We start from the raw sequence: 21,783 nt of genomic DNA, 5'->3' as shown, positions 1-21,783 counted from the left end.
CACTCAGGAAGAGGCGAATCCGGGAAATCCGGGCCCGCCGAAGCGGTCGCTATACACCTTGGCCGAGGCGGCGGGAGTGGGGCGAAAGCATGTCGGCATTCCGCATTCCCGCCGCGGTTGTAACGGCCCTTGCAACAATCAGTCGCGCAGCAGCTCGTTGATGCCGGTCTTGCTGCGGGTCTGCGCGTCGACCGTCTTCACGATCACCGCGCAATAGAGACCGGGCTTGCCGTCTTCGGCGGGCAGGCTGCCGGGCACCACCACCGCATAGGGCGGCACTTCGCCGCGATAGACTTGGCCGGTCGCGCGATCGACGATTTTGGTCGAGGCGCCGAGATAGACGCCCATCGACAGCACCGCGCCCTCGCCGACGCGCACGCCCTCGGCCACTTCCGACCGTGCGCCGATGAACGCGCCGTCGCCGATGATCACGGGATCGGCCTGCAGCGGCTCCAGCACGCCGCCGATGCCGACACCGCCCGAGAGATGCACGTTCCTGCCGATCTGCGCGCAGCTGCCGACGGTGGTCCAGGTATCCACCATCGTGCCTTCGCCGACATAGGCGCCGATGTTGACGAAGCTCGGCATCAGCACCGCGCCCTTGGCGATGTGTGCGCCGTGGCGGACGATGCTGCCCGGCACCGCGCGGAAGCCGGCGTCGCGGAACGCGGCCTCGCCCCAGCCGGTAAATTTCGAGGGCACCTTGTCGAACCAGGCGGTGCCTTCGGGGCCGGGGACGACGACATTGTCGTTGAGGCGGAAGCTGAGCAGCACCGCCTTCTTGAGCCACTGGTTGACCTGCCAGCCGCCGTCCACCGGCTCGGCAACGCGGGCCTCGCCGCGATCGAGCAGGTTCAGCGCTTCGGCGACGGCTTCGCGCACCGCGCCTTCGGTGGCGAAGCTCAGGTTCGCGCGGTCTTCCCAGGCGGCGTCGATCGTCGCGGCGAGATCGGTCATGTCAGCTCTCCAAGATGCTGTGGAGCCAGGCTCCGAGATCGGTGATGGTATAGTCGATGAAGCTGCGGTCGGCGTCGGGCGCCTGTTCCGAGCCATTGTCGATCCAGACGGTGGTCATGCCGATCGCCTTGGCCGGCCCCAGGTTGCGCGCCATGTCCTCGACGAACAGCGAGGCGTGCGGATCGAGGCCGTACGCATCGCACAGTCCCTGGTACGCCGCGGGCTCCGGCTTGGGGCGATAGCTGGTGGCGTGGATGTCGTGAATCGCCTCGAAGGTTTCGCCCAGGCCCAGCCGGTCGAGCACCTTCTGCGCATAGGGCGCGTCGCCATTGGTGAAGATCAGCTTGCGGCCGGGCAGGTGGGCGAGTGCCTCGACCAGCGCCTCGTTCGCTTCCAGCACGCTCATGTCGACATCGTGGACATAGTCGAGATAGTCGTGCGGATCGGTGCCGTGTTCCTCGATCAGGCCGTACAGCGTGGCGCCATGCGCGTGGAAATAGGCCTTCTGCACCTTGTGCGCCTCTTCCGGCGAGCAATGGAGCAGGCGCTGCACATATTCCCCGATCCGCGCGTCGATCATCGCGAACAGATTGGCGCTCGCCGGATAGAGCGTGTTATCCAGATCGAAGATCCAGTTGCGGACGTGCGAGAGCGAGGCGAGCATCGCCCGCGCGTGTAGGAGGTGCCCCCCGCCACCGCAAGCGCCGAGCGCGGCCTCGGGGCTTCCCCGGCACCCGGGTAAACGCAAAAAAAACCACTCCGCGCGTAGGGGAAGACCCTCCTGACGAGAGGGTTTCGGTATGCGGGTGGCGTTGCGCGTAGGATGGATGCACACGGCGGCGCTCGGCGGGCTCGTGGCGCTGGGCGCGTGCAGCGGCGGCGGCGGCGGCGGGATTGCAAGCACGCCCGCGCCTGCGCCCGCGCAGATTCCCGCGCCGACTCCGACACCGACCCCCGCGCCCACCCCGACGCCCACCCCAACGCCGGTGCCCTCGCCTACGCCCACGCCCACGCCGGTACCGACCACCAATTACGACACGACCGAGTACCGCGCTACGGTGGGGGCCGTTTCGATGAACGCGCTCGTCGCCTACAAGAACGGTGCCACTGGCAGCGGCATCAAGGTGGGCGTGATCGATTCGGGCATCGACGTGCAGAGCGCCGAATTCGGCGACTGCTCGGGCGGGCTGGGCGTCGGCACCTGCCGCATCCTCGCCAGTTCGAGCGACCCGGGCGGCAACGGGTCGGTCGACGATGTCGGCGGCCACGGCACCGCGGTAGCCTTTACCATCGCGGGGCGGCGCAACGCTGCCGGCACGCAGGGCGTGGCATTCAATTCCCAGCTCGTCGTCGAGCGTGCCGACCAGCCGGGCAGCTGCAACGGCACCGATACCAGCACCTGCAAATTCTCCGACACCGCCATCGCCCAGGGGCTCGACCGCGCCCGGCAGGCAGGCGCACGCGTCGTCAACATCTCGCTCGGCGGCGATTCGGCCTCGTCGGCTCTCGCCTCCGCGATCGACCGCGCGACGGCCGCAGGGGTGATCGTGGTGATCGCCGCCGGCAATGACGGCAGCGCGAACCCGGACGCCTTCACCAGCGCGGCGACCAATGCCGCGATCTCGCGCGGGCTGGTGATCATCGCCGGCTCGGTCAATTCCAGCGACACGATTTCGAGCTTCTCGAACCGCGCCGGTTCCTCCGCTGCCGTCTATCTGGCCGCGGTCGGCGAGGGCGTACGCGCACCGGACGCGAACAACACCGCCTATATCTGGTCGGGCACGTCCTTCTCGGCGCCGCAAATCACCGGTGCGATCGCGCTGCTCGCCCAGGCCTTCCCGAACCTGACCGGCAAGCAGATCGTCGATCTGCTCTACGCCACCGCGCGCGACGCGGGCGATGCCGGAGTCGATCCGATCTACGGGCGCGGCGTGCTCGATCTTACCCGCGCCTTCCAGCCGGTCGGCACCATGTCGGTGGCGGGGACCAGCGCGGTGATTTCGCCGACGATCAACGGCACCCTCAGCGGGCCAATGGGCGATGCCAGCCAGGGCGCGCTGGGCATGGCGGCGCTCGATTCGTTCGGCCGCGCCTATGCGACGACGATCACCAACAGCTTCCAGCGCCAGAGCCTGTCACGCAACCTGCCGGCGCTGATGGCGACGCGGGACCGCAGCTTCTCGATCGGCGGGGATCAGGTGCGCGTCGCGGTGTCACTCGTGCCCACGGTCGATTCGGTGCGGATCGAGCGGCTCGGCATCACCAGCCGCGATGCCGGCGTGGCGCGGATGCTGGCGACGACGGTGAGCGGCCGGCTGGGTTCGAAGGCGCAATTCGCCTTCGGCGCCTCGCAGACCGGCAATGTGCTCACCGCGCAGCTGGCGGGCCGCGACGACCCCGCCTTCCTGATCGCGCGCGATCCGCTGAGCAACGCGGGCTTCGATACCGATGTCGGTGGATCGGCGGCGGTGCGGCAGATGATCGGCCCCTGGGGCCTGACCGTCGCCAGCGAAGTCGGCGACGTGCTGAGCCAGCGGGCGGGCGACGCGGCGGCGCTGCAGGCGCGGTGGCTGCGCTTCGGCTATGATCGCAGCACCGTGGCGGTGGACCGCCGCTTCGGCGGGCTGAACGCCAGCGTTGGCGTCACCCGCCTGTCGGAGGACAATACGGTGCTCGGCGCGCGATTCAGCGCCGGCCTGGGGGCGGCGCGGGCGAGCAGCCTGTTCGCCGATCTGGGCCTGCGCTGGGATCTCGGCCTGGGGCTGAGCGTCGGCGGATCCCTCCGCCAGGGCTGGACCAACGTCCGGCTGCGCGAGGGCATCCAGGGCGCGGGCCTGCTCCGCACCAATGCCTGGGCGGCGGACATCGGCAAGGACGGGCTGTTCGGCAGCGACTCGATCGGCCTGCGCATTGCCCAGCCGCTGCGGGTCGCGCGCGGCGGGATCGGCCTCACCCTGCCGCAAGGCTGGGACTATGATACGCTGAGCGTCACCAGCTGGAGCAGCCAGCGGATCAACCTCGCGCCGGTCGGCCGCGAAATCGATTACGAGCTCCGCTACCACTGGCGCTTCGCCGACGGCGATGTGAGCAGCAACCTGTTCCTTCGCCGCCAGCCGGGCAACATCGCCGCGATGCCGAGCGACCTGGGCGGCGCGGTGCGGCTGAGCTGGGGCTTCTGACGGCTTCCCCTGGCGGCGGCGCGCCTGTAGGGCGGGCAGGCTGCCAAGGGAGACGTGATGATCGAGATCGCCAGCGCGCGGCTGACTGCCGCGATCAACCCGCACGGGGCCGAGCTTTCCTCGCTACGCGACCCCGCCGGGCGCGAGCTGATGACCGACGGCGATCCCGCCTTCTGGTCCGGCCGGGCGCCGCTGCTGTTTCCGATCGTCGGGCGGCTGGTGGGCGACCGCTACCGGCTGGACGGCCAGGACTACAGCCTGCCCCAGCACGGCTTCGCGCGGCGCCGCGATTTCGCGCTGGCCGAGCAGGGTGCCGATCGGGTGACCTTCCGGCTGGAGGACGATGCCGAGACCCGCGCGGCCTATCCCTTCGCCTTCACGCTCGATGCGACCTATCGGCTGGACGACTCCACGCTGTGGATCGAGATCGCGGTAACCAACCGCGACACGCGCGACATGCCGGCCAGCTTCGGCTTCCATCCCGCCTTCGCCTGGCCGCTGCCCTATGGGCGTGCACGTGCCGATCACCGCATCCTGTTCGACGAGCCGGAATTCTCCTTGCTCCGCTACATCGGCGAGGGCGGCATCGCGCCGGACCGCCGAACCAGCCCGGTGGAGGGGCAGAAGCTGCCGCTCTCCGACGACCTGTTCACCGCCGACGCGCTGATCTGGGACCAGCTCGCCAGCCGCGGGCTGTTGTACGGGGCGGAAGACGGGCCGCAGCTGCGCATCCGCTTCCCCGATACCGGCCTGCTCGGCATCTGGACCAAGCCCGGCGCGCGCTTCGTCTGCGTCGAGCCCTGGTGGGGCATCGCCGATCCGGCGGGCTTTGACGGCGAGATCTGGGACAAGTCCGGCATCCAGCGGCTGGCCCCCGGCGAGACCCGGCGCTTCGGCATGGACGTGACGCTCATCGACTGAGCGACAGGGCGGCGCACTCGCTGCTGGATAAAGAACGCGTCTCCGACTAAGGCGTCGCGATTCTCCCTCCCGTTCGAAGCACCCGCATGTCCCCCTCCGATCGTCGTACGTTCGCCATCATCTCGCACCCGGACGCGGGCAAGACCACGCTCACCGAAAAGCTGCTGCTGTTCGGCGGCGCGATTCACCTTGCCGGTGAAGTGAAGGCGCGCGGTGCCGCCCGCCGTGCGCGCTCGGACTGGATGAAGATCGAGCAGCAGCGCGGCATCTCGGTCACCAGCTCGGTGATGACCTTCGAGCGCGACGGGATCACTTTCAACCTGCTCGACACGCCGGGCCACGAGGACTTCTCGGAAGACACCTACCGCACGCTCACCGCCGTGGACTCCGCGGTGATGGTGATCGACGTCGCCAAGGGCATCGAAAGCCAGACGCGCAAGCTGTTCGAGGTCTGCCGCCTGCGCAACGTGCCGATCATCACCTTCGTCAACAAGGTGGACCGCGAGGGCCGCGAGGTGTTCGCGACGCTCGACGAAGTGGCCGAGCTGCTCCAGCTCGACGTGGTGCCGATGACCTGGCCGGTGGGCATGGGCGGCACCTTCGAGGGCATTTACGACCTTGCGACCAAGCGCCTGCTGCTCCCCGAGGGCGATGCCCGTGAATTCCACGGCAAGGTGATCCAGACGACCGGGCTCGACGATCCGCAGCTCGACGCGATCGTCTCGCCCGACAATCTCGCCAAGCTGCGCGAGGATGTGGAACTCGCCCAGGCGGGCTATGCCGAGTTCGACGGGGAGGCCTATCGCAACGGCGACATGACGCCGGTCTATTTCGGCTCGGCGCTGAAGGAGTTCGGCGTGGACTCGCTGATCGCCGCGATCGCCGAGTTCGCCCCGCCGCCGCACGCGCTGCCGGCCGAACCCGCGCCGGTCGAGCCGACCCGCGACGAGGTGACCGGCTTCGTGTTCAAGGTCCAGGCGAACATGGACCCGAACCACCGCGACCGCATCGCGTTCATGCGGCTGGTCTCGGGCACGTTCAAGCGCGGCATGAAGCTGACGCCGACTGGCCATGGCAAGCCGATCGCGATCCACTCGCCGATCCTGTTCTTCGCGCGCGAGCGCGAACTGGCGGACGAGGCCTTCCCGGGCGACATCATCGGCATCCCCAACCACGGCACGCTGCGGGTGGGCGATACGCTGTCCGAGCGGGCGGGGGTGCGCTTCACCGGGCTGCCCAACTTCGCGCCGGAAATCCTGCGCCGCGTGGCGCTCAAGGACCCGACCAAGACCAAGCAGCTGCGCAAGGCGCTGGACGATCTGTCCGAGGAGGGCGTGATCCAGGTCTTCTATCCGGAGATCGGATCGAACTGGATCATCGGCGTGGTCGGCCAGCTGCAGCTCGACGTGCTGCTCAGCCGGCTCGAGGCGGAATACAAGGTCGGCGCGGTGCTCGAACCTTCGCCCTATGACACCGCGCGCTGGATTTCGTCGGACGATGCCGCCGCCCTCAAGGAGTTCCTCGATCTCAACCGCGGCGCGCTCGCCAAGGATCGCGACGGCAATCCGGTGTTCCTGGCCAAGTCGGCCTGGGAAGTCGGCTATATCGCCGAGCGCTATAACAAGGTGAAGTTCGCGGCGACGCGCGAGCGGTAATCAGGCCGCGGCGCGCTGTTCCCGGCCGCGCTCGCCGAGACCGCTGGCGATCCAGTCGCGGATGCGCTCGGCGCGGCCGAGATCGGCTTCGAACTTGGCGAGCAGCTCCTCGGCGCCGCTGGTGTCGGTGCCGGCGGCACGCATCATGGCGAGGACTTCCTGCTGGGCGGCAATGTGACGCTCGGCGAGCACCACATTCTTCTCGGCTTTGACGAGGTCGGTCGGGGTATAGCTCATGTGGTTATTATAGAAGTAACTACGCGGCAGCGGGAATCGCGCGGCTATTCGACCCAGTCCGCCGCCAGCCGCCGGCTCGCCAGCGCCATCAGGATGCCGGCGACGAGATACAGGCCGAGCCCCGCCGCGATCGCGTAGCGCAGGCCGTCGGCGGCACCATAGGCAGGCGTCAGCTGCTGGGAGAGCAGGCCGATCACCCAGCTGCCGAGGCCCAGCCCGATCAGGTTGTTGATCAGCAGGAACGAGGCCGAGGCGGTGGCGCGCATCTGCGGCGGCACGAGGTGCTGGACGGCGGTGAGTACCGGCCCCAGCCAGACATAGACCAATGCCTGCGGCACCAGGAACAGCAGGAACGCTGTCTGCCAGCTCTGCGCCAGCACGCCTGCGACGAACAGCGGCAGGCCGAGGACGTAGCAGATGGCCGGCGCCAGCGCGTACCACTTCCGATCGCGTGTGCCCAGCCGGTCGCCCAGCCAGCCGCCGAGCAGGATGCCCGCCACGCCGCCGGTGAGTGCAAGTGCCCCGAAGAACTGACCGACCTGCGCCAGGTCGAGCCGGAAGCTGCGCAGGATCAGGCTCGGCAGCCAGAAGGCCACGCCGTAGCCGCACATCGATCCCGCCGCCGCGCCGAAGGCGAGCAGCCAGAAGCTCGGCTTGGCGGCGAGGATGCCGAAGACGCGGGAGAGGGGGACCTGGTCCTTGGCCGGCGCGGCGCGCGGGGGATCGCGGACGAGCAGCTTGAACGGCACCGCGATGACCAGCCCGAGCAGCCCGACGACGAGGAAGGCGGTGCGCCACTCCACCGCCTGGGCGATATAGCCGCCGAGCAGGGCGCCGCCCGCCGAGCCGAGCGGGATGCCGAGCGAATAGATCGACAGCGCGCGCGACCGGCGCTCGGCCGGATAGGCATCGGCGATCAGCGCATAGCTCGGCGCCACCCCGCCCGCCTCGCCAACCCCGACGCCGAGCCGGAAGAGGAACATGCTCGTGAAATGCTGCGCCGTGCCGCACAGCGCAGTGAACGCGCTCCATACGCCCAGCGAGACGGCGATCACCCAGCTGCGGCTGGTGCGGTCGGCCAGCATCGCCAGCGGGATGGCGAGGGTGGAATAGAGCAAGGCGAAGGCGAAGCCGCCCAGCATGCCGAGCTGCCCGTCGTCGAGCCCCAGGTCCGCCTTCACCGGCTGGGCGAGGATGGACAGGATCTGCCGGTCGAGGAAGTTGAAGATATAGACCAGCAGCAGCATCGCGAGGACGATGCCGCGCGGCGTCGCGGGACGGGTGGGGTGCGGGGGCATGATGGGTCCTTTGTGCGCCGGTGGTCGGCGTGATGCTAGCGCCGTGATCACCCTCACCCTCCCTACCGCCCGCGGCGGCGCCTCCCTCCCTCTCCCAAAGGGAGAGGGCGCTCATTCCCTCTCCCTTTGGGAGAGGGAGGGAGGCGCGAAGCGCCGGAAGGGTGAGGCTGAAAAGCCCCCTAGAACTTCACCGTGCCCGACACGAACACCTGGCGCGGGTTGCCATAATAGCCGGTCAGTACGCCCTCGGTCCCCAGCGTCGGTACATAGGTCCCAGCGGGCGTACGCAGGAAATCGCCCGTGTCGGGGTTCTGCGCGAGGAAGTTGTAGCCCGAGACGATGTAGCGCTTGTCGAACAGATTGCGGCCGTGCACCCCGATCGAGAATCGCTTGTCGATGTCCCAGTTGAGGTTCGCATCGAACAGCGTGAAGCCCGGTTGGTCGAGCATCGGCGTGCGCAGCTCGAACTGCTGCGAGGCACTGCGGTACGAGGCGGTGAAGCTCGCTGCGACCTGACCCTCGCCGCCGACCGGCACCGAATAGCCGATCGTGCCGCTCGCGGTCCAATCGGGCGTGTTCTGGATGCGGCGGCGGCTGGCGACGTCGATGCCGCGCGAATCGATGAAGCGCTTGTAGCGGGCATCGAGATAGCCGACCGACCAGTTGAGGTTGAGCGTCCCGCCGGGCGCCGCGAGGTCGCGCGCAGCGATCAGGTTGCCCTCGAACTCGACGCCCCGCATCCGCGCCTTGCCGGCGTTGGTGGTGATGCCGATGAACGTCTGCTGGCCGTTGATCGTGGTACCGATCGAGCCCGGCACCTGCACGTCGGTGTAATCGGCGTGGAAGGCAGCGAGCGCGAAGGTCAGCCGGCGATCGAACAGCGCCGCCTTGTAGCCGATCTCGTAGCTCGTGACGGTCTCGGGATCGAACGACATGAAGTCATAAACCTGCTGCGGCGTGCAGGCGCCGCCGCTCGGCGTGCGGCAGGCGCTGGTCTGGCCGCGCGGGTCGAAGCCGCCGCCCTTGAAGCCGTCCGCCCAGCTCGCATAGAGCGTGTGATCGGCGCTGGGCTTGAAGCTGACCGAGGCGCGCGGCGTGAACTTCTTGAAATCGGCGCTGCCGCGGAAGTCCGAGGTGGTGGCGAACAGCACACCGGTGCCGCCGAAATAGGGCGAGCCGCCGCCGAGATAGGTCTGGCGCAGCACGCGCGACTGACGCTGGTCCCAGGTGTAGCGCCCGCCCGCCGAGACGCTGAACATCGGGGAGAGGTCGTAGGTGAAGTCGCCGAACACCGCGACGGTATCGGTGTTCACGTCGCCAAAGGTCAGCGCGGTCACGCCGCCGGGCAGCCGCACGTCGAATACGGTGCGCGCCTTTGCGTCGAGATAATAGACGCCGAGCAGGCCCGAGAGGCTGCCGGTATCCACCAGCAGCTGCGCTTCCTGGCTGAACTGCTTGTTGTTGTAGAAGGCCGGCACGTCGACCTGCACCGCCGGCAGCGCGTCGAAGTCGATCGGGGTGGCGCTGTCGTCCTTGCGATAGGCGGTGATCGAGCGGAAGGTCAGCCAGGTGGCAGGGCGCAGTTCGGCGAGGCCGGTGACGCCCCAGGCTTTCACGTCCTGACGCGGATTGATCAGGCCGCCCTGCGAATCGAACACGTCCGCCAGTACGGGCGTGCCGCTGACGATGCCGGGGATCAGCCGGTGGCCGCCGCGGCTGTTGCTCTTGTCATGGGTATAGTCGCCCGAGACGCGGAAGAAGGCGCTGCTGCTCGGTTCATATTCCACCGTACCGCGCGCAGCCCACAGGTCCTTGTTGTAATTGTCCTCGCCGGTGGTGAGGTTGGTGCCGAAGCCGCCGCGGCTCAGCCGCGCGCCCGCGGCGCCGATCTTGAGCCCGGTGTCGCCGATCGGCGCGCTGGCGCTCACCACCAGATCGGCCTGGTTGTACGAGCCATAGCTGCCGCGCAGCTGGAGCGTGGGATCCGCACCGATCCGCTTGGTGACGTATTTCACCGCGCCGCCGATGGTGTTGCGGCCATAGAGCGTGCCCTGCGGCCCGCGCAGCACCTCGATTCGCTCGACGTCATAGATGTCGAGCACCGCCGCCTGCGGGCGGTTGAGGTACACGTCGTCGAGATAGAGGCCAACGCCGGCCTCGAACCCGGCGACCGGATCCTGCTGGCCGACGCCGCGGATGAAGGCCGACAGCGTGTTGTTGGTACCGCGCGACACCTCTAGCGAAACGTTCGGCGCGGACTGGGCGATGTCGGTGATGTCGAGCGCACCCTGCGCATTCAGCTGCGCGCCGCTGATCGCGGTGACGGCGATCGGCACGTCGATCAGGCTTTCCGCGCGGCGGCGGGCAGTGACGATGATCTCGCCGTCCTGCTGTTGCTGCGCGGCATCGGCGCTCTGGCCGGCGGCTTCGCTGTCCTGGGCGAAGGCTGGCGTGGCGGCGAGCAGTGCGGCGCTCGCGAGCAGGGCGATACGAACGGAATCGTGCCGTGACATGGTAATCCTCCCCTGGTGCAACCCATCTTTGAACGCGGGTTGTAAGCCGTTGCCCGAAGCTATACTGAAACCTGAACCGGGTTTCAACTTGGGATTGGCAGGGGGAGGCGAAGCATGGCGGGCGAGCGTGGCATTTCAGCCACTTCCGTGCCGGAAGGCGGCGAGACGGCCCGCGATGCGAAGGTGCCGCGCACAGAGCGCGGCCGCCGGACGCTGCGCGCGATCCTCGACGCGGCCGCGGCCGAATTTGGCGAGAAGGGCTTTCACGAAGGTTCGATCAGCGGGATCACCCGCCGCGCCGGCGTCGCGCTAGGCAGCTTCTACACCTATTTCGATTCGAAGGACGCGGTGTTCCGCGCGCTGGTCCGCGACATGAGCGACCAGGTGCGCGAGCATGTCGGCCCGGCGCTGCGCGGCGCGCGCGACCAGATCGACGCCGAGCGCGCGGCGCTGCTCGCCTTCATCCGCTTCGCGCGCACGCACAAGGAAATCTACCGGATCGTCGACGAGGCCGAGTTCGTCGACCCCGCCAGCTTCCGCCACCATTATGCCAGCACCGCCGATCGCATCGCCGCCCGCCTCCGCGCCGCTGCCGAGCGCGGCGAGGTGCGCGACGACGTGAGCGAGATCCACGCCTGGGCGATCATGGGGATGAACGTCTTTCTCGGCCTGCGCTACAGCGTGTGGGACGAAGGCACGCCGCCCGAAGCCATCGCCGACGCAGTGGCGCAGCTGCTGGCGCGGGGGATCGGCGCTGCTACTTCTTCGCGAGCAGATCCTTGAGGCCGGCCAGCGCCTTGGTCGGCCCGGCTTCCTCCTCGCTTTTCACGCCGGCTTCGCGCAGCACCTCGGCGGCGCGGGGGCTGCGCGGATAGGGATCGAGCTCGAGTGCCATCGTCTCGGCCGCGGCCTCGCCCAGGTCGATCGTGCCGCCGGCATAGAAGACGGTGTCGCACTCGTCCTCGGTCAGCTCCACCTCGTCCTCGCCGGTAGTGGTGGGTTCGGGGACGAAGCGGATCGCGAAATCCTGCTCGATCTTGGCGGGCAGCGGATCGCCGGTGACGACACAGGCCTGCGTCAGCCGGGCGGAGAGATGCCCGCGCGCGACCACCCCCTGCGCATCGCGGCGCAGATGGTAGACGGCCTCCAGCTTCTCGATCGCCTTCAGGCCGAAGCGGGTGCTGAGCGCCGCGCGCTCATCTTCGTCGGCGGTGATCCGGACGTCGCTTTCGCCGGCGCCGATCTGGTCGAGCCGGTGGGGGCGGGAAAATTCTACATCGGTCATTCGGGAAGCTCTCCTGCAATCACACGCGCGAGCGGCATCGCCGCCAGCGCATCGCGAAAGGCGCGCAGCCGCGCCTCGACATGGGTGAGTGCGGCGGCCGCAGGGGCCTCGCCGCGATACAGGTTGCGGATCAGCGCGGGCCCCAGCTCGCCTTCGGCCAGCCCGCTGCGATAGGCGCCGAGCCGGCCGCCGAGCATGCCCATCATCCGCCCGACATGCTTGCCGACGATGATGTCACCGATGCCGATCTCGCGCAGCTGGCCGTCCATGTCGTCGATGAAGCACTCCGCTACCGCGGTGCTGGTCGGGATCCCGGCAGGTTCCGCCTCCAGCCGGAGCAGTACCAGGCAGAGCACCGCCGCGATCATGTCGAACCGGCCGTCGACCGTGTCCGGCACCGCGCCCTCGGTGTACCAGTGGGGCGCGCGGCCGCGCGCGACGACGCCCGCATAGAGCTGCGGGGCGGTGCCGCGATCGGGCTTGCCGAAGAGCCGCTGGAGCATGCGCATCGCCGTTGTTCGTGCCTTCCTTGGGTGCGACCTTGTTTGGCCGCATTTTGCCGCATATTGAGGCCTTCGGCCCGCGATGCAATCCGGGGGTCGCTCGTGTTTGCCTGGAGATCCTGATGTCGCTTCCCGTTCGCACGCTCGGCACCGCCGCGTTGTTGGTCGTGCTCGGCACCACCGCCTGTACGCCGGTGCGGACGCATCAGGGCTATGTCGTCGATCACGACCTGGTCGCCTCGGTGCAGCCGGGCATCGATACGCGCGATTCGGTGATGCAGACGCTGGGCCATCCCAGCTTCACCAGCCAGTTCAACGAAGGCGAGTGGTTCTACGTCTCGCGCGACAGCAGCAACTTTGCCTTCCGCAACCCGAAGGTGAAGAGCCAGACGACGCTGCGCATCCGCTTCGACCAGGCCGGCAACGTCACCTCGATCGACCAGACCGGCGTCGACCTCGTCGCCTCGATCGACCCCTATGGCAAGACCACGCCGACGCTGGGCCGCCGCCGCAGCTTCTTCTCCGACCTGTTCGGCAATATCGGTACCGTCGGCGCGCCGGGTGCCGGCCCGGGCGGCGGCGGCAACACCGGCCCGTAAGTTTCTTTCCATCCGCTGACCGGATCGTTCGCGCAACGTTCAGCGAGGCTTGTTCATAGATGCTCCCAAGCCGGCCGTCGGACCGGCGGTTCGATCAGGATGGAGAAGCATATGAAGAAGCTCGTTCCCATCGCCCTGCTGATGGCGATCGCGGCCCCTGCGCTGCTGGTGCCGGCGAGCGCGATGGCGCAGTCGCGCGCCGAGCTGCGCGAAGATCGCCGCGACATTCGCGACGCCCAGCACGACCTGCGCCGGGCGCAATGGTCGGGCGATCCGCGCCGCATCCACGAGGAGCGCCGTGACCTGCGCGAGGCGCGCCGCGAATATCGCGAGGACCTGCGCGACCGCGACCGTCGCTGGGCCGAGAATGACTGGCGCAGCTGGCGCGACCGCAACCGCGGCCTCTATGCCCGCGGCGCGTGGCGGGCGCCGTTCCGCTATTATCGCTTCCAGCCGGGCGCGCGGATCGGCCCGGTCTATTATGGCCCGCGCTACGTGATCGGCGATCCGTGGCGCTATCATCTGCCCCGCCCGGTGTTCGGCCAGCAATGGGTGCGCCACTATAACGACGTGCTGCTCGTCGATACGCGGCGCGGCACCGTGATCCGGGTGGTGCCGGGCTTCTACTGGTAACAAAAAAACGGCCGCATCGATTCTGTCGATGCGGCCGTTTCAGGTTGCGGGTTATCCAAGGGATCTATTGCACCGGCAGAACGTCGCTCGCGCTGAACGGTTCCAGATAAATTGCCGCCGCAATGGTGCAATCCTTTGGGCAAAAGCGTCATCAGAATAGGCATTTACGGCTTTCTCTTCGCGGTTCCTGAAACGTTCACGTTGCCCTAGCTGCACTTCCTCGCAAATATGCCGATGTCCGATTCGGATGCATCGCCCGGGGGGAATGCTGATGGCGTTGAGTATTCTCGATGCGGTGACGCGCGAACTCACCTTATTCGCTGCCATATTTCTTGCCGTCGGCGGGTTGGACGACTTGATCGTCGACATGATTTTTCTTTTCTCTTGCCTGGGCGGGGGCAGGCGGAACCAGCGCATCATTGCTGGGGATCGGTCTGAGACGGCGGAATACCGGTTCGCCATTTTCGTGCCGGCCTGGGACGAATCGGCGGTGATCGCGCCGATGCTGCGGTCGATGCTCGCGCGCTGGGGAGACGGCCCATACCGCATCTATGTCGGTACCTATCCGAACGATCCGGCAACAATTGCCGCGGTGCTTTCGCTCGGGGCGGAGGATTGGCGGGTGCGCCTTGTGATTGGCGCCCGCCCCGGGCCCACAACCAAGGCAGATTGCCTGAATGTACTATGGGCGGCGCTGGAGCGAGACGAGGCCGCCGAAGGAGAAGCCTTCACGGCGGTGGTCCTGCATGATGCGGAAGACGTGGTGCACCCGCAGGAACTCGCCGTCTATGCCAGTTGGGTCGGCACCCATGGCGCCGTGCAGCTGCCGGTCGCGCCGCTCTGCCAGCCGGGGTCGCGACTGGTGTCGGGCCATTATCTCGACGAATTCGCCCAGTCGCACGGCGCGACGCTGCCGGTGCGGCAGATGCTGGGCGCCAGCCTGCCGCTCGCCGGCGTGGGGTGCGCGATCCGCTGCGACGTGTTGCGCCGGATCGCCGATGCGCGTGGCACGCCCTTCGACGCGACGAGCCTCACCGAGGATTACGAGCTCGGCCTCCGCCTCCGGGCGCTGGGCACGCGCTGCGCCTTCGTGCGGGTGCCCGAGCGCGCCAATGGTCCCCCGGTGGCGATTCGCGCCTATTTCCCGGCCACGGTGCCGGCTGCCGTGCGGCAAAAGGCGCGCTGGATGGCCGGCATCGCACTCGCCGGCTGGGATCGGACTGGCTGGGGGCAGCGCTGGGACCTGGGCGACCACTGGATGCGGATGCGCGATCGCCGGGTCACGCTGGCGATGCTCGTGCTCGCCATCGCCTATGCCGCGCTGGTCTGTTGGGGTCTTTCGGCGCTTTGTCATGCGCTGCTCGGCGGTCCCCCGCCTGCCTGGGACCCGCTGCTCGCGCAGCTCGTGGCGCTCAACCTCACGCTGCTCGGCTGGCGGGTGGCGATGCGCACCGCATTGGTGACGCGCCTCCATGGCTGGCGCGAGGGGGGCTGGGCGGTGCCGCGGATGGTGGTCGGCAACTATATCGGGCTGCTCGCCGCGCGTCGGGCGCTGTGGATCTATGTCCGCCTGCTCGCCGGCGGCCCGTTGCGTTGGGACAAGACGGCGCACCAGTTTCCCAGCACGCCGTTCGATCCCCAATCGGCCGTTGCATGAACCGCGCGGGCCGCGGCCGGCCGCTGCGGTTCGTCGGACTGATTGGACTCGGCTGGGTCGGGCTGCGGTGCGTGCTGCTGTGGCCGCCTCCGGTGAACACGGGCCCCATCGCTGCGTATCGGATGCCGGGTAGCGGCGCCCTGGTCGCCCGCCCCTTGGCCCCGCCGAGGGTTCGGCCACCCGCCCGTGCGGCGCTGGTTCGGCTGCCGACCCGGCGTGCGTCCCCGCATCCTGCCGCGGACGAACGTCGTCCGCGGCTGTCGATCCTCGCGCCCGATGCCGTGTTGCCGTCGCCGACCTCGGAAACCCAGGGTGCTGGTGCTGCGTCCGCGCCGGAGGCGGTACAGGCTTTTCCCGGGCAGCGGCTGGACCCACCGGCTGGCGCCGGTCCGCGGCGGTGGAGCGGCAGTGCCTGGTTCGCCCTGCGGCCCGGCCAGGGTATCGGCGCAGCGCCGGCGGCGGGGCAGCTCGGCGGCAGCCAGTATGGCGTGCGTGTGGTGCGCGCGCTGGACCGGCGCGGCAGGCTCGCGGCGGTCGGCCGAATCGCCGGGCCGCTGCGGGGGCAGGGGGCGGAAGTGGCGCTCGGGTTCGAGTGGCGGCCTGCCGGCATACCCGTACGGATCGCGGTCGAAGAGCGATTCGGCCTGGACGGCATCCAGGGCGGGCCGGGGCTCGGGGCGGTGGCCGGCCTCTATCGCGAGCGCGCGGCTTTTCGCCTCGAGGCCTATGGCCAGGCCGGCGCGATCCTCCGCGTCCGACTGGAGCCCTATGCCGATGGCGCGCTGCGCCTGACCCGCACCATCGCCGCCGGCCGCGCGACCGCGCTTGCCGTGGGTATCGGCAGCTGGGGCGCCGCGCAGCGCGGTGTGCAGCGGCTCGATATCGGCCCGACATTGGTCACCAGCGTGCCGATCGGCGCGCTGCAGACGCGCATCGCGCTGGACTGGCGGCAGCGGATCGCCGGCAATGCGCGGCCGGGCTCGGGCGTCGCGCTCACGCTGGGCAGCGATTTCTGAGAGCCTGTTTGGAGACGCGCCGGTCCCGACTCGAAATTCGCTCTTTCGCGGATTTCCAAACGGTCTCTGAGGCTAGCGCCGACCCAACCCCCACCTTCTCCCTTTCGCAAGGCCGCACAAACCGGCTAGGCCTAGGGCCGCATGGATCTCTATCTTCCCATCGCCAACCTGTCGGTCAACGCGCTCGTGATCGTGGCGCTGGGGCTGGGCGTGGGGCTGCTCTCGGGCATGTTCGGCGTGGGCGGCGGATTCCTCACCACGCCGCTGCTGATCTTCTACGGCATCCCGCCCACCGTCGCGGCTGCCTCGGCGGCGAGCCAGGTGACCGGCGCCAGCGTCTCCGGCGTGTTCGCCCACTTCCGCCGCAAGGGCGTCGACGTGCAGATGGGGGCGGTGCTCGTCGCCGGCGGGATTCTCGGCAGCCTGCTCGGCGGCTGGCTGTTCAAATTGCTCCAAGCGAGCGGCCAGATCGACGTGGTGATCGGCGTGCTCTACGTCGTGCTGCTCGGATCGATCGGCGGGCTGATGGCGAAGGAATCGGTCGGCGCGATCCGGGTGTCGCGCGGCGCGCGACCGCCCAGGGCCCGCAAGCGGCGGCACCATCCGCTGGTTGCCTCGCTGCCGTTCCGCTGGCGCTTCTACGCCTCGGGCCTCTACATCTCGCCCCTGGCGCCGCTGCTGCTCGGCGTGTTCACCGGCGTGCTGACGATGCTGCTCGGCGTGGGTGGCGGATTCATCCTGGTGCCGGCGATGCTCTATATCCTCGGCATGGGGACGCAGACGGTGGTCGGCACCTCGCTGTTCCAGACGCTGTTCACCACGGCGGTGGCGACGATGGTGCACGCGACGACGACCAAGGCGGTCGACATCGTGCTGGCGATCCTGCTGCTGCTCGGCTCGGTGGTCGGCGCGCAGCTCGGCGCGCGCTTCGCCGCCAAGGCCAAGCCCGAATATTTGCGGCTGCTGCTCGCCGTGATCGTGCTGCTGGTCGCGGCGCGGATGCTCGCGGGCCTCGCCTGGCGCCCGGACGAGATCTATTCGGTGACCGCGGCGTGAGACGGGCGGGCGCGCTGGCGCTGCTTGCCCCCCTGTTGATGGGGCAGGCCAAGCCCGAGCTGGTGCCCGACGTCTCGCAGCGCGACATCGAGATCGCCTACAGCTTTACCGGCGCCGAGCTGCTGCTGTTCGGCGCGATCCTCTATCCCGGCGGCCGCGCGCCAGGCGAGGGCGAGCGGCCGGCGGATATCGTCGTTGTGATCAAGGGACCGACCGAATCGGTGGTGGTCCGCGAAAAGTCGAAGGTCGCCGGCATCTGGGTCAACGCCGCGCAGATGCACTACCGCTCGGCGCCGAGCTTTTACGCCATGGCGTCGTCGCGGCCGATCCGCCAGCTCGTCGACGAGCGGACGCGGGCGATCTACGAGCTGGGGCTGGACAGCCTGCAGCTTTCTCCCGCCTCGGGCGCCACGCCGCAGATCCAGCAGCGCTTCGACAGCGGCTTGGTCGACCTCAAGCGGCGCAACGGGCTGTTCTACGAGGCACCCGGCGCGGTGGAGATCACCGGTGGCGTGCTGTACCGCGCGCGGCTCACCATCCCGGCGCGCGTGCCGGTGGGGCGCTTCACTGCCGAAACCTTCCTGATCCGCGACGGCCGCGTGCTGGCGGCGGCGGTGCGGCCGATCGAGATCCGCAAATCGGGGTTCGAGCGCTTCGTCGCGACCAGCGCCGATCGCAACGCCGTCGCCTATGGCCTGGTTGCGGTGGGCGTCTCGTTCCTGTTCGGCTGGGGGGCGGGGGCGCTCTGGCGCCGCTTCTGACGCCGCACACCCAAAATTTACCCGGACCTGCGCATGCTACTTCCGCCTTTTTGGGGGATGCACGATGGAAGGCCAGTTTCGCGTTGGCGGGTTCGAGGGAGAAGCGACGGGCGGCGGCGGCTTTTCCGCCGGGCGCGTGCCCGGTGCCGTGCGCGCGATCGGCGCGGTGTTCGAGATCGCCGGCGCGTCGAGCCAGGTGCTGCTCGACCTCGCCGAACTGGATGCGCTCGCCCGCAGTGAGGATGCCGCGCTTGCCAATGCCGGCCAGGTCGGCGCGCAGGTCAAGATCCGTGTCGGCAACGCCTGGCTGATCGCCAGCATTCGCACCGCGCTGCTCGATGCGTCGGGCACGCGCGTCGCTGCCGCGATCGATTTTCTCGGCGAGGGCGACGAGGAGAAGCTGACGGGCAAGCTCTACCGCTTCCGCCGCGGCGTCACCCGTTATCCCACGCCTGGTGCCGAGGTGTTCCCGGTCACCACCGCCGATCTCTGCCAGATCTATGCCGCCGACGAGCGCCCCCATATCGAGGTCGGGACCGTCTACCCGACCAAGGACATCCGCGCCGCGCTCTATGTCGACGCGATGCTCGGCAAGCATTTCGCGCTGCTCGGCTCGACCGGTACCGGCAAGTCGACGTCCGCGGCGCTGATTTTGCACCGGATCTGCGCGCTGGCGCCGCAGGGCCATGTCGTGATGATCGATCCGCACGGCGAATATGGCAGCGCCTTCCAGCACAACGGCGCGCTGTTCGACGTTTCGAACCTGCAGCTCCCCTATTGGCTGATGAACTTCGAGGAACATTGCGAGGTGTTCCTGACCAGCGAGGGCAGCGATCGCCAGGTGGATGCCGACATCCTCGCCAAGTGCCTGCTCGCCGCGCGCTCGAAGAACCGGATCGGGCAGGAGATCGGCAAGCTCACGGTCGACGCGCCGGTGCCCTATCTGCTTTCCGACCTGACCAACGCGCTCACGCTCGAAATGGGCAAGATGGACAAGGCGACCGATACGGCGCCCTATCTCCGCCTGAAGAGCAAGATCGACGAGGTGAAGGGCGATCCGCGCTACGCCTTCATGTTCTCGGGCATGCTGGTGGCGGACACGATGGCGGCGTTTCTGTCGCGGATCTTCCGACTGCCGGGCGACGGCAAGCCGATCTCGATCATCGACGTGTCGGGGGTGCCCAACGAGATCACGAGCGTGGTCGTCGCGGTGCTCAGCCGGATGGTGTTCGACTACGCGATCTGGTCGCGCGGCGAGGCCAAGCGGCCGGTGCTGCTCGTCTGCGAGGAGGCGCACCGCTATGTGCCCAACGAGCGCAACGCCGATGGTTCGTCGGTGGGGCGGATCCTCAGCCGCATCGCCAAGGAAGGGCGCAAATATGGCGTGTCGCTGGGGCTGATCACGCAGCGGCCATCGGACCTTGCCGAGGGCGTGCTCTCCCAGTGCGGCACGATCCTGTCGATGCGGCTCAACAACGAGCGCGACCAGGCCTTTGTCCGCGCGGCGATGCCGGAGGGGGCCCGCGGCTTCCTCGATGCGATTCCGGCGCTGCGCAACCGCGAGTGCATCGCGGTGGGCGAGGGCGTGGCGACGCCGGTGCGGCTGCTGTTCGACGACCTCGATCCCGCCCAGCGCCCGGCCTCGGACGATCCGCTCTTCTCGGAGCTGTGGCGCGAAGTCGGCGGCGAGGAGGCGATGCTCGAGCGGACGATCCGCCGCTGGCGTTCGCAGGGGCGGTAAGGCACTCGTTCCGCCCCAACCATCGTCATTCCCGCGCAGGCGGGAATCCATTGGCCGAGTCCGTGTGGTTCTTGCTGCGGCGAAACGGCGAATGGATCCCCGCCTCCGCGGGGATGACGAGGGGTTCATGGTCCTCGGAGTAGCTTACTCCGCCGCGTCCTTCTGGACGCCGTGGCCGACGGGCACCGCCATCAGGCCGTGCAGCCTGGCCTTGAAGGCACCCAGCGCACCGCCCGCGAGGCGCCGTACAGAAGTGAACGACACCGCGCGCGGATTGACCGCCTGCCCGTTGCGGGTGGTCTCGAAGTGCAGGTGCGGCCCGGTCGACAGGCCGGAATTGCCGCTGCGGCCGATCTGCTGGCCCTTGCGCACCGACTGGCCGCGGCGGACCATCACCTTGCTCAGATGCGCATAGCCGGTGGCGAAGCCGCCGCCATGGTCGATTCGCACGAGGTTGCCATAGCCCGACGCGCCCCCCGCCACGCGCACCACCCCGTCGACCGCGGCGAAGACCGGCGAGCCATAGGGCGCGGCGATGTCGATGCCCTTGTGCATTCGGGTGAAGCCGAGGATCGGGTGCATCCGCATGCCGAAGGCGGAGGAGAAGCGGCCGTTGACCGGCATGGTCATCATGCCCGTCTTGCTGCCGGTGCCGTTGGCGTCGAACCATTCGGTCTTGCCGTCGCTCTCCCAAGGAGCGAGTTGGATACCGTTGGCGCAGCCGGTGACGCCGGCATACATCAGCTGGCCATATTGGACTTCCCCGGTCGCCGCGCGCGCCTGGCCGAGGATCAGGTCGAACTTGCACGACGATCCCAGCTTCGACACCGACACCCGGCTCGCCAGCGTGCGCAGGAAGGTCTCCACCGCCTTCGCCGGCGCGCCAGCGGCACGCGCCGAGCGATAGAGGCTGGATCCGATCAGCCCCTGCACGCGCAGCGGCGTGTGGTCGATCGCGATCGGGATGGACTTGATGGCGAGCGCGGCGCCGGTGCGGACCACCTCGATGCGGCGATCGAAGGCGGCGCGGAAGGCGAGCTTTTCGAGCGGGCGCGGCTGCGACGTGTCCACGCGGCGGCCCAGCGTCATCTCCAGCACGGTGTTGCGCTGGATCTGGCCGAGCGGCATCGCGCCCGAGACGAGGCTGGCGACGATCCCGGCATCCGCCTCGCCCACGCCCGAGCGCTGCAGCACGCTGCGCAGCATCGTGCCGCTGGCGAGTCGCGCCTCGTGTTCGATGATCGGGCGTTCGGGGGTGTCGGTGAGCGGCTTCACCAGGCTGGTGGCGGCGACGTGGCCCCCGGTGCGCGATCCCTTGGCCAGCGGCGCGATCGCCTGCGCCTGCTGCGCCTGCTCGGCTTCGCCGGTCAGCGGCGCGGGGACGATGCCCGTGATCGGCCGGTCGAAGCCGGGCGACAGCATCCAGGTAGTGGCACAGAGCGCTGCGCAGGTGGCAGCGCCTCGGAACCAGGTTCGCGAGCCGATGTCGGCGCCGAGATCGGGTACCAGGTCGAGCGTCGCCAGCCGCTGGCCGATCCGGGTAGGGACGACGGCCGGAATCGCGCGCGCCAGGCCACCGCCGCCACCGGCCAGGCCCGAGCCATGATCGTCGCGAAAGAACAAGCCGTGCTGCCCCTAAGACCCGATTGCGCGCGGCAAGAAGCGGCGCGTCCATCGATTCACTCTGGAATCATGGTCTTAAAGTCAAATTAAGTTTGCCACCCGGTGACACCGTACGCGCCGACCCGTGCAGCGCGCGCGGCGAAATGGCC

General features: G+C 68.8%; 19 protein-coding genes. 11 read left to right on the top strand and 8 right to left on the bottom strand.

Features of this window, described 5'->3' with window-relative positions:
- Positions 1–138: 138 nt before the first annotated feature.
- Positions 139–957, bottom strand: coding sequence for a 2,3,4,5-tetrahydropyridine-2,6-dicarboxylate N-succinyltransferase (dapD, locus tag CA234_RS17690; RefSeq protein ID WP_125975429.1), 819 nt, complete (start codon positions 955–957; stop codon positions 139–141).
- Position 958: 1 nt separating this feature from the next.
- Complete coding sequence (locus CA234_RS17685; RefSeq protein WP_125975431.1) at positions 959–1,621, bottom strand: pyrimidine 5'-nucleotidase; 663 nt, start codon at positions 1,619–1,621, stop codon at positions 959–961.
- Positions 1,622–1,784: 163 nt separating this feature from the next.
- On the opposite strand from CA234_RS17685, the gene CA234_RS17680 reads away from it, so the two are divergent.
- The 3 genes from CA234_RS17680 to CA234_RS17670 all read left to right on the top strand — a co-directional run bounded on the left by CA234_RS17680 (position 1,785) and on the right by CA234_RS17670 (position 6,712).
- Positions 1,785–4,136 carry a S8 family peptidase gene (locus CA234_RS17680; RefSeq protein ID WP_241213566.1) on the top strand — a complete coding sequence of 784 codons (2,352 nt, stop codon included), beginning with the start codon at positions 1,785–1,787 and terminating at the stop codon, positions 4,134–4,136.
- 57 nt (positions 4,137–4,193) lie between these two features.
- Positions 4,194–5,057, top strand: a complete 864-nt coding sequence (locus tag CA234_RS17675; RefSeq protein ID WP_126002373.1) for an aldose 1-epimerase family protein — start codon at positions 4,194–4,196, stop codon at positions 5,055–5,057.
- An 86-nt stretch (positions 5,058–5,143) separates the two neighbouring features.
- Entirely contained in the window at positions 5,144–6,712 is a 1,569-nt protein-coding gene (locus tag CA234_RS17670) for a peptide chain release factor 3 (protein ID WP_125975435.1), read from the top strand.
- On the opposite strand, the gene CA234_RS17665 is transcribed toward CA234_RS17670, so the two are convergent.
- The 3 genes from CA234_RS17665 to CA234_RS17655 all read right to left on the bottom strand — a co-directional run bounded on the left by CA234_RS17665 (position 6,713) and on the right by CA234_RS17655 (position 10,760).
- Complete coding sequence (locus tag CA234_RS17665; RefSeq protein WP_125975437.1) at positions 6,713–6,949, bottom strand: hypothetical protein; 237 nt, start codon at positions 6,947–6,949, stop codon at positions 6,713–6,715. It abuts the gene before it with no gap.
- Positions 6,950–6,993: 44 nt separating this feature from the next.
- Positions 6,994–8,247, bottom strand: coding sequence for an MFS transporter (locus tag CA234_RS17660; RefSeq protein WP_126002372.1), 1,254 nt, complete (start codon positions 8,245–8,247; stop codon positions 6,994–6,996).
- Positions 8,248–8,426: 179 nt separating this feature from the next.
- Entirely contained in the window at positions 8,427–10,760 is a 2,334-nt protein-coding gene (locus CA234_RS17655; RefSeq protein WP_126002371.1) for a TonB-dependent receptor, read from the bottom strand.
- Positions 10,761–10,874: 114 nt separating this feature from the next.
- Between CA234_RS17655 and CA234_RS17650 the strand changes: the two genes are divergently transcribed.
- Positions 10,875–11,543 carry a TetR/AcrR family transcriptional regulator gene (locus CA234_RS17650; RefSeq protein WP_125975443.1) on the top strand — a complete coding sequence of 223 codons (669 nt, stop codon included), beginning with the start codon at positions 10,875–10,877 and terminating at the stop codon, positions 11,541–11,543.
- Here the strand turns inward: CA234_RS17650 and CA234_RS17645 are convergent.
- Both CA234_RS17645 and CA234_RS17640 read right to left on the bottom strand, forming a co-directional pair.
- Positions 11,518–12,045 carry a DUF177 domain-containing protein gene (locus CA234_RS17645; RefSeq protein ID WP_126002370.1) on the bottom strand — a complete coding sequence of 176 codons (528 nt, stop codon included), beginning with the start codon at positions 12,043–12,045 and terminating at the stop codon, positions 11,518–11,520. The two genes, CA234_RS17650 and CA234_RS17645, sit on opposite strands and share 26 nt — an antisense overlap.
- Positions 12,042–12,554: a ubiquinol-cytochrome C chaperone family protein gene (locus CA234_RS17640; RefSeq protein WP_125975447.1), complete on the bottom strand. Its 513-nt coding sequence runs from the start codon at positions 12,552–12,554 to the stop codon at positions 12,042–12,044. The genes CA234_RS17645 and CA234_RS17640 overlap by 4 nt, the downstream gene beginning before the upstream one ends.
- Before the next feature lie 116 nt (positions 12,555–12,670).
- Here CA234_RS17640 and bamE point away from each other — a divergent pair, with 116 nt between their 5' ends.
- The 7 genes from bamE (at position 12,671) to CA234_RS17605 (ending at position 20,011) form a co-directional block, all read left to right on the top strand.
- Positions 12,671–13,147 (top strand): outer membrane protein assembly factor BamE, encoded by a 477-nt coding sequence (gene bamE / locus CA234_RS17635; RefSeq protein ID WP_125975449.1) that lies wholly within the window; start codon positions 12,671–12,673, stop codon positions 13,145–13,147.
- A 111-nt stretch (positions 13,148–13,258) separates the two neighbouring features.
- A complete protein-coding gene (locus CA234_RS17630) occupies positions 13,259–13,780 on the top strand; it encodes an RcnB family protein (RefSeq protein WP_125975451.1) in 522 nt (173 codons plus the stop codon).
- Between the two features lie 271 nt (positions 13,781–14,051).
- Positions 14,052–15,437, top strand: coding sequence for a glycosyl transferase family protein (locus tag CA234_RS17625; RefSeq protein WP_125975453.1), 1,386 nt, complete (start codon positions 14,052–14,054; stop codon positions 15,435–15,437).
- Between the two features lie 92 nt (positions 15,438–15,529).
- Positions 15,530–16,453: a hypothetical protein gene (locus CA234_RS17620; RefSeq protein ID WP_241213565.1), complete on the top strand. Its 924-nt coding sequence runs from the start codon at positions 15,530–15,532 to the stop codon at positions 16,451–16,453.
- Positions 16,454–16,594: 141 nt separating this feature from the next.
- Positions 16,595–17,509: a sulfite exporter TauE/SafE family protein gene (locus CA234_RS17615; protein ID WP_125975455.1), complete on the top strand. Its 915-nt coding sequence runs from the start codon at positions 16,595–16,597 to the stop codon at positions 17,507–17,509.
- A 38-nt stretch (positions 17,510–17,547) separates the two neighbouring features.
- Positions 17,548–18,270, top strand: coding sequence for a TIGR02186 family protein (locus CA234_RS17610; protein ID WP_125975586.1), 723 nt, complete (start codon positions 17,548–17,550; stop codon positions 18,268–18,270).
- Between the two features lie 64 nt (positions 18,271–18,334).
- Complete coding sequence (locus CA234_RS17605; RefSeq protein WP_126002369.1) at positions 18,335–20,011, top strand: DUF87 domain-containing protein; 1,677 nt, start codon at positions 18,335–18,337, stop codon at positions 20,009–20,011.
- Positions 20,012–20,155: 144 nt separating this feature from the next.
- Here the strand turns inward: CA234_RS17605 and CA234_RS17600 are convergent, their stop codons facing one another.
- Positions 20,156–21,634, bottom strand: a complete 1,479-nt coding sequence (locus CA234_RS17600; protein ID WP_126002368.1) for a M23 family metallopeptidase — start codon at positions 21,632–21,634, stop codon at positions 20,156–20,158.
- Positions 21,635–21,783 lie beyond the last annotated feature (149 nt).

This window comes from Sphingomonas sp. ABOLE (assembly GCF_003950455.1).
Classification (GTDB): Bacteria; Pseudomonadota; Alphaproteobacteria; order Sphingomonadales; family Sphingomonadaceae; genus Sphingomonas; species Sphingomonas trueperi.
Note: the sequence above shows the minus strand (reverse complement) of the source record. Positions and strands in the feature narration are given on the sequence as shown.